We start from the raw sequence: 14,996 nt of genomic DNA, 5'->3' as shown, positions 1-14,996 counted from the left end.
TTGAGGGAGAAATAATGGAAAATCGCAACGCATTATACTCATCCGTTATCAAAAGTTCTTATGGCCTGTCGATGGGAGCAATGTGGCAACACGTTCGCATCGATTGCACCGCCTATTCCGACGAACGCTTATTCAGAAAAAAGATCTTCTTTGATATTTTGACCCAATTATTAAAAAAGAAAGTCATTAAGCTTGCAAAGAACGGTATATTTTTGACAGGTACGCTCTCAGAGCAGCTTGCGCTATTACACCATTCCTGGCCATCTTATTCATCGGAAGACGAGGATGATGACCTTGATGAGTTTGGGCTGTGGTTTTTAGTAAAAGCACCGGCCGGGATTGTTTGGTTGACGTCTGATGGGCAAGAAATATGGACGTAACGAAATGCCTTAAGTCAGAATTTTTCTCGACGTTCAAATACAGTATTCCATTTTAAATGCTTCATTATAAATATGTCGTCGCAGATATAATATTATCAATTGAATAAATTATAGATATTACATCCGGAAGAAAATCCCAGAGTGTTAATACCGTTTCTCTGGGATACATTCCGCGACAGCCTTACATTTTTGGACAGCCCGTGACGTGCGGATAATTACGGCACACTAAATTGAGCTTATTTTTCGGTTCGAAACCTTTATCCAACATACATTGCTGAACATACGCGGCTTTACGTAGCGTCGGTACGTAAGACACCGAGCCGAGAGGTTGCGGATAACCGCATTGATACATCACCGCCAGTGCTTGTTTGTCGTTTTCAATTTCATGAGAATAATGCAGCGAAGCCCCTGCTTTGCGCCAGGAAACCAGGGAAGACTGACTTACGCCAAATTCGGGCTTGATGGGATGGAAACCACGGTCTGCGACAAAAGGCAGTGCGTCTAGCTGCCTCTGGCTCAAGGGATATCCTTGATCTCGGCTGATACAGGCTGGCGTATCACGATAAACACGAATGCTGCAAATTTTGAATCCGTCTTTACGGGTAAAGCCCTGATTCTCCATACACTGGTAATACAGGACAGATTCATTATCCGTTTTGGGAATGTCCGGGCCAGGAATTTGCTCGCCGCATTGACGCATCGCGTCGCGCACGCCATCAATATCCGTATCCGGGCGCTGCCACTGTGTGAGATCCGGTGGCGGTGGACACCCTGTCAGCAGGAATACCGACGTCATCAGCAGAGGTAAAGTCATCGCAGTCGATTTTCGGAACATTAAAATCCCTTATTTATTATTGACGCAGGCAGTACGCATAGTGCCCGTCTTACGCCTGTGCGACAACCTCATTCACGCGGTGATCCAGATTGAGAAACTGAACGTTTTACTTCCGTCAATGATCGAGCGCGCAGCGCTGCCGGCGTTTTCCCCCGGCGCTGCGCATTCGTTGAGATCACGCGTTGCGAATGGCTTCCAGTCCGACACGTTGCCCAAAAGAGAGCTCCAGCGTATTGCCGTCCGGATCGGCAAAGAAGACAAAGTAGCCAACCGGCTCGCCATAGTCCTGAGGCGCTTTTCGTAAGCACCCTTCTTCACGCGCCATCACTGTTTTACGATCAATTTCTTCGCGGGTCGCGCAGGCTACGCCAAGGTGACCAAACTGACCCAAAGGGGTATCGGTGACGTTGTCCGCCTGGACAAGGACCAGCGCAAACGGGCGCGAATGATCGCTTAACCACGCCACTTTACGCGCATCCGGAACGCCGGGCTCACGCGAATGGACAACGTCCATACCGGCATAGCGCTGATAGAAAGCAACGCTCTTATCTAAATCTCTGACGACAAACGCAACGTGCGTGAAACCAACATCAATATCTTTCATATGCAGAATATGTCCCAGGTTGAGTTCAGAACGTGCATCTTAAAAGCTCAAGTTAACTTTAGGTCAAGGCCGTATCGTAATTTGCCCAACCGTGTAACCTGTCTCCCTGAGATCCCGTAGACAGCTGCTGTCGTCTGAATTAATTGTGGCGATGGCGTTACCTGCCCCATAAATTCTGAGCGGTGAAAGCAGCCATATTATCCTTTATTCTGATGGCCCTCGGGATGGTGAAGGAAATACCGTGAGCAAAAGCAGCAGTCGATATTTACAAAAACAAAAAGCGCAGAAGAAAAATCGCTGGAGGCAAAACCCGTTAATCCTGTTTATCCGGAGCCTGGATTTTTTGGGCAAGCTGGCATTGGGTGCTCTGCTTCTTGGCATCGCGATCTTCAATATTTATCACTACGCCGGTTTCACGCCGTTGCTTTTCATCGCCGCCCTCTCAATTGTTTTCTTTCCGTTTGCAAAAAGAGGAACCGACGACGTTATCCGGCCTCGCGTTTCCGAAAGAGTATTTGAAATGATTGACGACAGAGGGTTTAGGGGGCTGGGCCCCCTCTATCTGTTCACGGTGCTTGCGCTCTCCATTCCCCTGGGATTGATCTATATGGCTTATCACTACTGGCAGTACCGCAAAGCCGGACGAGAATAAACGCGGCGGAGCAAAGGGTTTACCTCCCTCCCCCGCAGCGCTACAATGCCCGCCCTTAAAGTACGGGATCTCCCCACCGCTGCACCTGGTGCAGGCGGATCTGACCTGTCATCAGAACGAGAACAAACATGTTTAAACCAGAACTCCTTTCCCCGGCGGGAACGCTGCAGAATATGCGTTACGCTTTCGCCTATGGCGCGGATGCCGTGTATGCGGGTCAGCCGCGCTACTCGCTGCGCGTGCGTAATAACGAATTCAACCACGAAAATTTACAGCTCGGCATCAATGAAGCGCATGCCCTGGGCAAAAAATTCTACGTTGTGGTGAACATTGCGCCGCATAACGCCAAGCTGAAAACGTTTATTCGCGATCTCAAGCCAGTTATGGAAATGGGTCCTGACGCGCTGATTATGTCGGATCCGGGTTTAATCATGCTGGTGCGCGAGAACTTCCCGGAAATGGATATTCACTTATCCGTGCAGGCGAACGCCGTGAACTGGGCGACGGTGAAATTCTGGAAACAAATGGGCCTGACCCGCGTGATCCTGTCGCGTGAGTTGTCGCTGGAAGAGATCGAAGAAATCCGCACTCAAGTGCCAGAAATGGAGCTCGAAATCTTCGTTCACGGCGCGCTGTGCATGGCCTATTCTGGCCGTTGCCTGCTGTCGGGCTACATCAACAAACGTGACCCGAATCAGGGCACCTGCACCAACGCCTGCCGCTGGGAATACAATGTCCAGGAAGGGAAAGAAGACGACATCGGCAACATCGTGCATCAGCACGAACCAATCCCGGTGAAAAACGTTGAGCCGACTCTGGGCGTGGGCGCACCGACCGACAGCGTGTTTATGATTGAAGAGGCCAAACGTCCGGGCGAGTACATGACGGCGTTCGAAGACGAGCACGGCACTTACATCATGAACTCCAAAGATCTGCGTGCGATTGCGCACGTTGAGCGTTTGACCCAGATGGGCGTGCATTCGTTAAAAATCGAAGGCCGTACCAAATCCTATTACTACTGCGCACGTACCGCCCAAGTGTATCGCAAAGCCATTGACGACGCCGCAGCGGGCAAACCGTTTGACACCAGCCTGCTGGAGACGCTGGAAGGCCTGGCCCATCGCGGCTATACCGAAGGTTTCCTGCGTCGCCATACACATGACGATTACCAAAACTACGAGCACGGCTATTCCGTGTCCGAGCGTCAGCAGTTTGTCGGTGATTTCACCGGCGCACGTAAAGGCCATTTAGCAGCCGTCGCGGTGAAAAACAAATTCACCCTGGGCGATAGTCTTGAGCTGATGACCCCGCAGGGCAATCTCAACTTTACGCTGGAACACCTGGAAAACGGCAAAGGCGAAACCATCACCGTGGCACCTGGTGACGGACACACCGTGTGGTTACCCGTACCGGAAGAAGTGGAGCTGGAATATGCACTGCTGATGCGTAATTTCGCCGGTGAAAGCACCCGTAATCCGCACAATAAATAGTTTATTAGGGTTATTTTTCACATCAGGAAGATTCTTAGAATCGGATCACATACCGCTTCGTTTGTTACGGGTATTATCCCTTCCGCTGAAAAACATAACCCATAAATGCTAGCTGTACCAGGAACCACCTCCTTAGCCTGCGTAATCTCCCTTACGCAGGCTTATTTTTTTGTTTTAACCAAATGACATACACGGTCTTTTCCATCAATTTATGCGCATTGACCACATCAACACAAAAAAGCCTCGCTTATGCGGGGCTTTTGTTTTAACTGACGCTGGTAGGTAAACCCCATTTAGTCCACAGGGCATGCTTCGACCCGTTGAACTCACACCACGAAGCGGACGAACTGGGGCTAAGCTAAAGGCCTGCTAAGCGCTGTGAGTTCAACGTCATCGGATTCAGCTCCTGGCACTCAGGTCTTCGCGAGTTGGACCTTGAAAGTAGATGCTACTTATATGGCAACTGCGCGGTTGAGTTAGTACAAAACGAATCGTTTCCCAGATCGATCGCCCGTTCATCAGACGTTCCCCCATTCTGGATTGACTATCAACAAACGTCTCCAACCCTGTAAGCTCAAAATCCGGTGGATACAGGCCGGTCACACGGATGTTTTCTTCAGACAGTTGCTGTGACAGTTTAGAAGTAAACCCGCTCAGCCCGTGTTTGCTCGCGAAAAAGGCGGGATGCGCAATTGAATCCGTAAAATTCGGGATCCCGCATGAAGATATAATTGAGATGATATCAGCACTGTCTGAACGTCTTAATCCAGGCAGCAACGCCTGAGTCAGTAGAATCGAACCTGTGAGCCCCGAACTGACGGTATTGATAATTTCTGTGTCAGGCTGATCGTCTAATCTCCCTGACAACCACTGAGCAGCATTGAGGATTAAAATGTCTATGGGCTTGTCTGCAGTTAACAGCTGTGAAGAAAGCTGAGCAACCGATTCATGCCGGGTTAAATCACAGATATACCCTTTTGCAATGCCGCTCTCAGCGGCAATGATGCTGCAGGTTTTTTGAATATCATCATCCCGCCGCGCGCAAAAATCCACCTCGACACCCTCTCGTGCCAACCACACGCACAGCGCCTGACCAAATCCCCCGCCTCCACCAGTAATAACCGCTCTTTTACCTCTCAGCATCTTCATGCATCCTTTTCTTATTCACTTTGTGTGGATGTAGATATACATGAGGAGGTGAAGTGACATCTTTCAGTTAGTGCCCTTTTTACATGCGGAATATGAATAAGCGGCACTGCAAACTGTTTAATAGCGTACCGGGGGAGCAGTCACTTCTGCTCCAGGCACGAAGCAGACGATCTGCTGGAGCCGAAGGTCTGCAATGAGCGGACAGCGGACAGCGGACAGCGGACACAGGATGAAAATAACCGCATAGTGGCTATTGCTGGTCATTTAAGCGCGTTAAGGTTGCCATTAATGGTAACCCTAATATTGCATGGTGCTGTATTCGTAAGGTGCGCATCATGCGCTACTGGATAAATACGCACTTTTTTGCTTAAACAACCTGAATTAGACTATAAGACTGGTTTTAGTAGGCTTTAGTTTAATAAGCAAAAAATGGAATTCCTATGCTAAGAAAAATTGATAAAAATACAGGCTTCAATGCATCAGAGGGAAAATTGATAAATTTGGCAGATAACGCATTCCTTGGTTTATGGTCATACGCAAATATACACAGTGATGAAGGTTACTCTAAAAATAAAACAGGCAAAGAAGTATGTGATTTGCTGGTAGTGTTTGGTGATAATGTAATAATCTTCTCCGATAAAAGCATTAAATTTAATGAAGATAAAGATATTAGCATTGCCTGGAAAAGATGGTTTAGAGGTTCGGTGATAGATTCTTCTCGTCAATTGTATGGAGCGGAGAAGTTCATAAAAGAAAACCCGCACAGGATCTATATCGATAAAGATTGCAAAGTGAAATTCCCTGTGAAAATAAATAAAACATCACGATTCCACCTTGTTGCGGTTACGGACAATATCTCCGCGCCAGCAAAAAAATACTTTGACTCATTATCGAAAGGTAGTTCAGCCACTTTGGTTAACGCTTTTATATATGATGCGAAAGAATGCCTGAATAATATTTTTTGCGTAGGTGATCTGTATCCGAACAAGACGTTTATTCATGTACTTGATGAACTTTCACTAACGCTACTGTTAACCGAGTTAAATACTGCAACCGATTTCATAGGATACTTGATTGCTAAAGAGAAGGCAGTCAGAGAACAACGTCTTGTGATTAGCCTTGGTGAGGAAGAAATATTAGCTAGCTATTTGCTAGGGGATAAAAAAATCATATCTGATGACATTTTAAGGGAGCAAGGATTAGTTTCCATTCCAGAAGGTGAATGGGTTCACTACACTAAATCATTTCAGTATCAACATGCCATTGCCATCAAAAAAGGAAGCATTTTTTGGGATGACCTTATTGAAAATTGCTCTAAAAGTATATTGGCAGCTAATGTAGGCTTCTTCGGGGATCAGCCATTCTCAATGCATGAGGCAGCTATAAGAGAGGTAGCTAAAGAAAGTAGATCATCACGTTATTATTTATCTAAACTCTTCAAGGAAAAAATGGATTCAGTGCCTTCGCACATAATGTCCTCCATGCTGGTTGAATCGCCTGACGAATCGGGAAAGTTCTATCTATTGCTCTTAGTTCCTCAAAAAGATGAAATTGATTACCTGACATATAGAGAGCACCGAGTAGCGCTTATAAACATGTATTTCCCAATTGCCTTTGCAAGACACAAAAAAATAAAAAAAATAATAGCAATTGCGACTGAACCTAAAAATAATAGTGGCAGGTCAGAAGACATTATTTATATCCACTTTCCTAAACCCATGCCGAGAGACGAAAGAGCTGAAATACTTAAAGCGGCTAGGGACATTAACGTCATGTCAGATTTTGTGCCTTGGAAGCAGTCAGCCACTATCAAACATTACACTCCGCCTAATTCCAATATGCAAAAGTTAGGTAGGAATGAACCATGCTATTGTGGCTCAGGGAAAAAATACAAAAAGTGCCACGGTTAATCTGCTACCATCAATCCGGTATTACCATCCAATAGCGCATGATGCGTACCTTACGAATACAGCACCGTGCAATATTAGGGTTACCAGTTAACAATGCCCGCTCTTGGCACTTTGCCGACTGTCATGTCATTACCACCACAAATCTAGCGGATACAAAAAGGCCCGTGAATACGGGGCTTTTTTTGGTTACATCCAATGGGTTCGCTGCTGGCCAAGCTTTGTCGGGTGCGGCGGTATCGGCACAACTTCACCGGTGAAACGATAGAAAACGATTGGGTTTCGACCGTGAAAAGGTGCAGCTGCAGTTGATGTGTGTGCACTGATGAGAACTGCAGTTGATGTTGGTGCACTGACGATAACGCTCGTTTGTCATGTCTGAAAATAGCGACTCGTGCGAGCATGAGTCGCGTTACGGCATTTTGGTCAGTGAAACATAATGATCACCCTCCAACGTTGCCGATATATGCACGTTACTCACTAGCCTTTGCGGGATAGTTTTACCGAACACCTAAATCCCAAGTGCAGCAAGGATGGCGGTTTCCATTTTCTCCGGTGTGGTGATCGGTGCAAAACGTTTGAGCGGTTTACCGTCGCGTCCAATCAGGAATTTCGTGAAGTTCCACTTGATCCGCCCACCCAGCACGCCGGGCAATTCGCTTTTTAGATAACGAAAAACCGGGTGCGCTGCAGTTCCGTTGACCTCGACTTTCTCGAAGATCGGGAAGCTCACCCCGTAGTTAATGTGGCAGGTCCGCGCAATGTCGTCGGCATCGCCGGGTTCTTGTTTACCGAATTGATTGCAAGGGAAACCAAGCACCACCAAACCCTGTGCGGCATATTTCTTATGAAGCGCCTCAAGGCCGCCATACTGTGGCGTGAAACCGCACTGGCTGGCGGTATTGACGACCAGAACCACCTTACCCGCATAGTCGTTCATAGAGATAATCTGGCCGCCAAGGCTGGTGGCCGTAAGTTGATAAAAGGCGGTCATAGGGGAATCCTCAAAGTTGAACCGGTTCGACGTCGACATTAACCTAACGTGCTGTCTCGGGATCACAGGGTATGTGTCGTGAAGAGAATACCCCGTCCAGAGTGCGTGGCAGGTCGGGAATCGTATGCGATTCATCTTTGCAAAGTCGAACGGTAAGAGCAACCAACAGGCACTCTGCGCCAGATTTTACTCAGTATTATCTCGATTCAGGCCAGCGGCCACTGCCAAAAGCAAGGCTGCTGTCGCTAACCCGCAGGCCAACCAGAGTGTGTCTGTCAGGGCCAACATATCGACGATCTGCCCCCCGCTCCACGATCCCAACGCAATCCCAGTGTTGAATACCCCGACATAAAGCGCAGCGGCAATTTCCACGGCACGCGGCGCGGCTTTCATCATCCAGGTCATCAGTCCGACGGAAAGTCCACCGTATGCCAGCCCCCAAAAGATGAGAACACCGCCACCTCCTGTAACCGATTGCCCGGTGGTAATAAACAGCAACGGCGTTAACACCAGACCTGCCGCAATCATAATAAGAGTGAATGTCGTGTAGCGCGCTCCGGTGATGCCCGCCAGAAAGTTACCGGCGATACCTGCGACACCGTAGGCGAACAAAATGGCGATTAACAAAAGCCATTACCGCGCTGAACCTGCTTCTTCGTGGATTGCGACGAGTAGGATGATATTTATGTCAACGCTCACTGTCAGGTGAAGTCCACTCCTGGCACGGAGGCGACAGTCACATAATCAACATCACAAATCGATGAGGGACATATTTTGTCCCTTTCATCCTGTTCTTACGCGCTTTTCCCTTCCCTGAGATACACTCTTGGTAGAGCTAAATAGGGAGCATCGTGGATGGCGACATATCCGGAAAGTTTACTGATCCTCAACGGCAAAAGTGCCGGAAACGAACTGCTGCGCGAGGTCATCGCTGAACTGCGTGATAACGGAGTGATTATTCACGTTCGCGTCACCTGGGAAAAAGGCGACGCTGCGCGTTATATCGAAGAGGCCTGCCAGTTGGGCGTTGAGACCGTTATCGCAGGCGGTGGCGACGGGACAATCAATGAAATTGCGACCGCGCTTATCGAGCGCGATGCGGCGGACCGTCCGGCGATGGGGATTTTACCGCTCGGTACCGCGAATGATTTCGCCACCAGCGCGGGGATTCCGGAGAGCCTGGATAAAGCGCTCCAGCTGGCGATTGCGGGGAAAGCCGCGGCGGTGGATATCGCTCAGGTTAATGATAAAACCTGCTTTATTAACATGGCGACAGGCGGTTTTGGCACGCGGATCACCAGCGAAACGCCGGAAAAACTCAAAGCAGCGCTCGGCGGCGTGTCGTATTTGATTCATGGTCTGATGCGGATGGATATGCTGAAGCCCGACCGCTGTGAAATCAACGGTGAGAATTTTCACTGGCAGGGCGATGCGCTGGTGATTGGCATCGGTAACGGGCGTCAAGCCGGTGGCGGGCAGCAGCTTTGCCCCGATGCATTGATTAATGACGGTTTGCTACAACTGCGTATTTTTACCAGTGATGGATTGCTGCCGGCGCTGTTCACCACGCTGACCAATCCAGAAGAAAGCCCCAATATTCTCGACGGTCAGTCCGCGTGGTTTGAAATTATCGCCCCACACGGTATGACGTTTAATCTGGACGGCGAGCCGCTAAGCGGAGAACATTTCCGTATTTCGCTGTTGCCCCGCGCGCTGAACTGTCGACTGCCGCCCGATTGCCCGCTTTTACGCTAATGTTTTAGCTCTGCACGAAAAGTCCCCTCTCCCGCGCGGAGGAGAGGGAATCACCGTTTTAATACACCGCCACTTCGCGCGCCATTTCACGACTGTACTGCTGGCTGGCATTCACCAGCATGCGGGTATAGTCGGTTTTGGCATTGCCAGCCACCAGCTCATCAACGGTCAAGGTTTCCAGAATTTTGCCGTACTGCATCACGGCCACTTTCTGGCACAGATGCGCAATCACCCCCAAATCGTGCGTCACCATCAGATAAGTGAGATTGGATTCGCGCTGCAAATCCGCCAATAAATTCAGGATCTCGGCCTGCACGGAGACATCCAGCGCTGACGTCGGCTCATCCAGCAGCAGCACCTGCGGTTCCAGAATCAGCGCCCGGGCAATCGCCACGCGCTGTCGTTGGCCGCCCGAAAGCTGGTGCGGATAACGATCGCGAAATGCCCGGTTGAGTCCCACTTTGTCCAGCAAACCGTGGATGCGGCGATCCCGGTCATTCATGCCCTGAATTTGTAGCGGTTCCTCCAGAATGTCACCGATGGTATGGCGCGGATGCAACGAGCCGTACGGGTCCTGAAACACCATCTGCACGCGACGGCAGCGTTCCTGGCTGATGCGCTTCTCCAGCGGTTTGCCGTTGATTGCCAGCTCGCCGTCCCAGTGGGTAAACAGACCCGCGAGGCATTTCAGCACCGTGGTTTTACCGGAACCCGATTCGCCCACCAGGCCGTAAATCTCGCCTTCCTTGACGTGAATGTTCACGTCGTCCAGCACCTGATTACGCTTCTCACCTTCGCCAAACGCGAGGTTGAGGTGTTTAATCTCGATCATCTCTGCTCCTTACTCGGTGAGCCAGCTGGCCTGACGCTGCATGACGGGTAACGTCGGACGGCGATGGTTAAGTTCCGGCAGCGCGTTGATCAGGCCCTGCGTGTACGGATGTTTGGCGTTATGCAGATCGCAGGCAGCGATGGATTCCACCACCCGCCCGGCGTACATCACCAGCACACGGTCGCAGAAACTGCGTACCAGGTTGATGTCATGGCTGATAAAAATCAGCCCCAGACCACGCGATTTCACCAGATCGTCCAGCAACCCCAGCACCTGCAAACGCACGGACACATCCAGCGCGGATGTTGGTTCGTCGGCGATCACCAGATCCGGGTCGGTGATGAGCATCATCGCAATCATGATGCGCTGCCCCTGACCGCCGGAAATTTCATGCGGATAAAGGTTATACACCCGCTCCGGCTGACGGATGCGCACCACATCGAGCATCTCCAGCACTTTGGCCTTGGCCTCGGCTTTGCGACCAGGATGGTGCGTCAGCCAGGCTTCAGCAATCTGGTTGCCGACGCAAACCACCGGATTGAGCGAGTATTTCGGGTCCTGCATGATCATCGAGATGCGCTTGCCGCGAATGCCGCGCATTTGCGCCTCGCTGACGCGCTGAAGATCCACATCGCCAAACTGCATGCGCGTGGCGCTGATACGGGCTTTCGCCGGGTGCAGGCGTAATAGTGCGCGCCCGACCGTGGATTTACCGGAACCTGATTCGCCGACAATTGCCAGCTTTTCGCGTCCGAGCTGGAAGGAGACGCCGCGCACCGCGTGGGTGACCGCGCCGCCGTTGATAAAATCGACGTGGAGATCGCGCACGTCGAGCAGAGGTGCGTTATTCGCTGCGAGGATCGAGGATGTCACGTAGGCCATCTCCTAAGAAGTTAAACGCCAGGCTGTTGATCAAAATCGCCAGCCCCGGAATAGTCACTACCCACCAGCACTCCATCATGTAAGTGCGCCCGCTGGAAATCATTGCGCCCCACTCCGGCTCCGGCGGCTGTGCGCCAAGCCCAAGGAAGCCCAGCCCGGCAGCGGTCAGGATGATCCCGGCCATATTCATGGTGATGCGGATAATGACCGACGGCAGACACAGCGGCACGATATGTCGCCACAGCACGCGTGGCGCGGACGCCCCCTGCAAACGCACGGCGGAGATAAAATCAGCCTGACGCAGTGAGAGCGTTTCGGCACGTGCCAGACGGGCAATCGGCGGCCATGCAGTGATCGTAATCGCGATGACCACGTGCTCAAGCCCTGGACCCAGCGCGGCGACAAACGCCAGCGCCAGCACGAGGCTTGGAAACGAGATGAAAATGTCGGTCACGCGCATCAGCACCGCATCGACTTTGCCACCGAAATACCCGGCGGTGACGCCCAGCAACAGGCCCAGCGGACCCACGGTGACCGACACCAGCAGCACGATGTAAAGCGTGATTCGCGAGCCATAGACCAACCGGCTAAAGATATCGCGACCGAATTCGTCAGTGCCAAACCAGTGCTGCGCGTTCGGCGCGACCAGCGCATTGTTGAGATCCTGAACCAGCGGATTGTACGGCGCGATCCACGGGGCAAACGCCGCGACAATCAGCAGGAGCAGAACAATTCCGCCGCCAATCGCGGTCAGCGGATTGCGCGCCATTTTGCCTACAAATCCTGCGGCGCGCAGAGCCGTACGTTTGATACGCTGACGGCTTTCGCTGTTGCGCGCCCCCAGCGGCGTATCCAGAGAAACGGTCATGATTTCGTCCTCGGGTCGAAGAATTGATACAACATGTCGGAGAGCAGGTTGAGCATCACGAAGATCAGCCCCACCAGCAGCACACAACCCATCACCGCGTTCATGTCGCCGAGCAGTAAACTGCCGGTGAGATACGAGCCAAAGCCCGGCCAGGAGAAGACGGTTTCAATCAGGACCGCACCTTCCAGTAATGAGCCATAGGCCAGCGCCACGACGGTCAGGAGCTGTACCAGAATATTGCGGAACGCGTGATTCCAGATAACCTGACGCTCGGTTAAGCCTTTCACGCGCGCCGTGATGATGAACTCCTGCGACAGCTGCGCCAGCATAAAGCTGCGGGTCATACGGCTGATGTAGGCCAGCGAGTGAAACCCGAGCAAGGACGCAGGCAGTACCAGATGGTTAATCGCGTTCCAGAACACCGCGCTGTTGCCCGCCAGCAGGGCATCGACGGTCATTAATCCGGTACGACGCGGCACGATACCGTCCAGCCCCAAATCAAGCCGTCCGGCCCCGCCCACCCAACCGAGCCAGGCGTAGAACAGCAGCAGCCCCATCATCCCGACCCAGAAGATCGGTGTGGAATACCCCGCCAGGCTAATGATACGGACCACGTAATCGGAAAGGCTGTTGCGACGGGCTGCCGCCAGCACGCCCAGCGGAATGCCAAGCCCTGCGCCGACGATAATCGCCATGGTGGCCAGCTCCAGCGTGGCCGGGAAGACGCGCATAATATCGTCAGTCACCGGTTTACCGGTCAGCAGCGCATTGCCCAGATCACCATGCAGGAGATTGTTCAGATAAATGCCGAACTGCGTCAGCAGCGACTTATCAAAGCCTAACTGCTGATACACCTGCTGATAGGTGCTGTGGTCGGCATCCGGGCCGACAATCGCCAGCACTGGATCGACCGGCATTACGCGGCCGATAAAAAACGTCAGCACCAGCAGGCCAAACAGCGTGATCAGCACCTGCGTCAGTCGCTTCGAAAAACGACGGGTACGCGAGCCGGGAGAGAGGATCGCAACGCTCATTTGTCACCTCCGGTTTTATACACTTCGCGCAGGAACGTAGTGGCTGACGGGTGCGACTGGAAGTTTTTGACTTCATTACGCACCACTACGGAATCGACCATTTGCGAGAGCGGAATCATCGCCGGGATCAGCTCGTCGTAGCGCACCTGGATTTGCTGGTAATCGGCAATTTGCTGTTTCGGATCGCGCTCAAGCAGCGCTTTGTCGATCATCTCATTCAGCGGTTTATCGTAGAAACTGGTGCGCCAGCCCTGGAAGTTGGTCAGCCGCGCTTCGTCGCTGTTGTCCGGGTTGTAAACCAGCGCACGCAGGCTGGAATGCGGATGTGGCTCCACGCCACTGCCGCCGCGCCCGACCAGCAGATCGAATTTACGCTCGCGCATGGCGCCGTAAATCTGGTTCCCGGTGCCGGTGATGATTTTGGCGTTGATCCCCGCCTGCATCAGCGTCGACTGCACCGCGATGGCGATATTCAAAAATGGCTGATCGGCCAGCACGCGCAGCGTGGTGTCGAATCCTTCCGGATAACCTGCTTCCGCCAGCAGTTTTTTGGCGCGCGGGATATCCAGCTTGTAGCCCGGATCCGGCAGCGTCGACGGCATTCCGGCTTTAATCGGCCGCTGATGCAGTACGCCATACCCCGGCATCAGCGCCTTATTGATGCCCTGATAATCGATCAGATAACGCACCGCTTCACGCACTTTAGGGTTTGCGAAATGCGCCTCTTTCATGCTCATCGCCACGTAATACACCGTCCCTTTTTGCACGGCTTCAACCGTGAGGTTTGGGTCTTTACGCAGGGCGTTGATGTCGGAGACGGCCATATTATTGGCAATATCCAAATCGCCTTTTTCAATCATCAGGCGCAGGGTTTGTGATTCCTGGAAATGGCGCAGCACAACGCGGTTCATCTTCGGCTGTTCGCGCCAGTAGTGCGGATTACGCTGCATCCGCAGCACGTCCTTCGCCTGCCAGGTGTCGAGCATAAACGGCCCTGACCCGGCTTCGTTCGTCGTCAGCCAGCGGTTGCCCCAGTCGTTATTGACCTCATGGGTTTGCACCGTTTTGCTGTCGAGCACGCCCAGGTTGCCCAGCGCGCCGAGAGAGTAAATCACCAGTTGGGGATCGTTGGCTTTCGGCAACACGATCTGGACCGTGTAGTCGTCCGGCGCGCTGATCTGCTGGTCGATATTTTTTTTACTGAAGCCATAGGATTTCCATACCGAGGCCTGCGCCAGATTAAGGTGCAGCAGACGGCGCATCGACCACACCACGTCCTGTGCGGTGAGCGGGTTGCCGGAATGGAATTTGACGTCATCACGCAGATGGAAGGTCAGGGTTTTGCGGTCAGGGGCGATATCCCAGCGTTTCGCCAGCGCGGGCCTGACGTTGGTGAGCTGGTTTGGATCGAGTTCCACCAGCGAATCGTAGAGATTCACCACGATGCCGACCACTTCGTTCCCGGTCATGGCGGCCGGGTCGAGCGTCAGCAGGTTGTTCATATTCATACCGATGATGAGCTGGTCGGGCGGCGTTTTTGCGTACGCCGCACCGCTCCCCATCATCAGCGAGAGCGCGAGTAAACACGCCCCCGTGAGGGAGTTTTTGTTCATC

At 52.1% G+C, this 14,996-nt stretch carries 15 protein-coding genes; 5 read left to right on the top strand and 10 right to left on the bottom strand.

The window, feature by feature from the left end; translation table 11 throughout:
- Positions 1 to 14 precede the first annotated feature (14 nt).
- Positions 15 to 380: a DUF596 domain-containing protein gene (locus AC0LWE_RS12810; protein WP_234592794.1), complete on the top strand. Its 366-nt coding sequence runs from the start codon at positions 15 to 17 to the stop codon at positions 378 to 380.
- A 181-nt stretch (positions 381 to 561) separates the two neighbouring features.
- On the opposite strand, the gene AC0LWE_RS12805 is transcribed toward AC0LWE_RS12810, so the two are convergent.
- Together AC0LWE_RS12805 and AC0LWE_RS12800 are read right to left on the bottom strand one after the other, a co-directional pair.
- Positions 562 to 1,215, bottom strand: a complete 654-nt coding sequence (locus AC0LWE_RS12805; RefSeq protein WP_202667517.1) for a hypothetical protein — start codon at positions 1,213 to 1,215, stop codon at positions 562 to 564.
- Positions 1,216 to 1,390: 175 nt separating this feature from the next.
- Positions 1,391 to 1,819, bottom strand: coding sequence for a VOC family protein (locus AC0LWE_RS12800; protein WP_202667516.1), 429 nt, complete (start codon positions 1,817 to 1,819; stop codon positions 1,391 to 1,393).
- Positions 1,820 to 2,060: 241 nt separating this feature from the next.
- Here AC0LWE_RS12800 and AC0LWE_RS12795 point away from each other — a divergent pair, with 241 nt between their 5' ends.
- Positions 2,061 to 2,471 carry a hypothetical protein gene (locus AC0LWE_RS12795; protein WP_219347581.1) on the top strand — a complete coding sequence of 137 codons (411 nt, stop codon included), beginning with the start codon at positions 2,061 to 2,063 and terminating at the stop codon, positions 2,469 to 2,471.
- 128 nt (positions 2,472 to 2,599) lie between these two features.
- Positions 2,600 to 3,961, top strand: a complete 1,362-nt coding sequence (gene trhP / locus AC0LWE_RS12790; RefSeq protein WP_219347580.1) for a prephenate-dependent tRNA uridine(34) hydroxylase TrhP — start codon at positions 2,600 to 2,602, stop codon at positions 3,959 to 3,961.
- A gap of 399 nt (positions 3,962 to 4,360) precedes the next feature.
- Here trhP and AC0LWE_RS12785 read toward each other — a convergent pair whose 3' ends face one another.
- A complete protein-coding gene (locus tag AC0LWE_RS12785; RefSeq protein ID WP_059179490.1) occupies positions 4,361 to 5,104 on the bottom strand; it encodes an SDR family oxidoreductase in 744 nt (247 codons plus the stop codon).
- 446 nt (positions 5,105 to 5,550) lie between these two features.
- Here AC0LWE_RS12785 and AC0LWE_RS12780 point away from each other — a divergent pair, with 446 nt between their 5' ends.
- Positions 5,551 to 7,020 (top strand): SEC-C metal-binding domain-containing protein, encoded by a 1,470-nt coding sequence (locus AC0LWE_RS12780; RefSeq protein WP_219347579.1) that lies wholly within the window; start codon positions 5,551 to 5,553, stop codon positions 7,018 to 7,020.
- A gap of 508 nt (positions 7,021 to 7,528) precedes the next feature.
- Here the strand turns inward: AC0LWE_RS12780 and AC0LWE_RS12775 are convergent.
- Entirely contained in the window at positions 7,529 to 8,011 is a 483-nt protein-coding gene (locus AC0LWE_RS12775) for a glutathione peroxidase (protein ID WP_219347578.1), read from the bottom strand.
- 186 nt (positions 8,012 to 8,197) lie between these two features.
- Positions 8,198 to 8,638 (bottom strand): MFS transporter, encoded by a 441-nt coding sequence (locus AC0LWE_RS12770; protein ID WP_219347577.1) that lies wholly within the window; start codon positions 8,636 to 8,638, stop codon positions 8,198 to 8,200.
- Between the two features lie 228 nt (positions 8,639 to 8,866).
- Between AC0LWE_RS12770 and yegS the strand changes: the two genes are divergently transcribed.
- Entirely contained in the window at positions 8,867 to 9,766 is a 900-nt protein-coding gene (gene yegS / locus AC0LWE_RS12765) for a lipid kinase YegS (RefSeq protein WP_202667508.1), read from the top strand.
- 58 nt (positions 9,767 to 9,824) lie between these two features.
- On the opposite strand, the gene AC0LWE_RS12760 is transcribed toward yegS, so the two are convergent.
- Genes AC0LWE_RS12760 through AC0LWE_RS12740 form a run of 5 tightly spaced genes read right to left on the bottom strand, consistent with a single transcriptional unit; the run spans position 9,825 to position 14,995 of the window.
- Positions 9,825 to 10,598 carry an ABC transporter ATP-binding protein gene (locus AC0LWE_RS12760; protein WP_059179212.1) on the bottom strand — a complete coding sequence of 258 codons (774 nt, stop codon included), beginning with the start codon at positions 10,596 to 10,598 and terminating at the stop codon, positions 9,825 to 9,827.
- 9 nt (positions 10,599 to 10,607) lie between these two features.
- Positions 10,608 to 11,471 (bottom strand): ABC transporter ATP-binding protein, encoded by an 864-nt coding sequence (locus AC0LWE_RS12755; protein ID WP_059179491.1) that lies wholly within the window; start codon positions 11,469 to 11,471, stop codon positions 10,608 to 10,610.
- Entirely contained in the window at positions 11,443 to 12,348 is a 906-nt protein-coding gene (locus AC0LWE_RS12750) for an ABC transporter permease (RefSeq protein WP_059179213.1), read from the bottom strand. Before AC0LWE_RS12750 ends, AC0LWE_RS12755 begins: the two co-directional genes overlap by 29 nt.
- Positions 12,345 to 13,382: an ABC transporter permease gene (locus AC0LWE_RS12745; RefSeq protein ID WP_059179214.1), complete on the bottom strand. Its 1,038-nt coding sequence runs from the start codon at positions 13,380 to 13,382 to the stop codon at positions 12,345 to 12,347. Before AC0LWE_RS12745 ends, AC0LWE_RS12750 begins: the two co-directional genes overlap by 4 nt.
- Positions 13,379 to 14,995: an ABC transporter substrate-binding protein gene (locus AC0LWE_RS12740; protein WP_219347576.1), complete on the bottom strand. Its 1,617-nt coding sequence runs from the start codon at positions 14,993 to 14,995 to the stop codon at positions 13,379 to 13,381. The genes AC0LWE_RS12745 and AC0LWE_RS12740 overlap by 4 nt, the downstream gene beginning before the upstream one ends.
- Between the last annotated feature and the right edge of the window lies 1 nt (position 14,996).

It is taken from the genome of Lelliottia sp. RD5, from assembly GCF_056032945.1.
The sequence above is the reverse complement of the archived record's forward strand: the minus strand, read 5'-3'. Positions and strand labels throughout refer to the sequence as shown.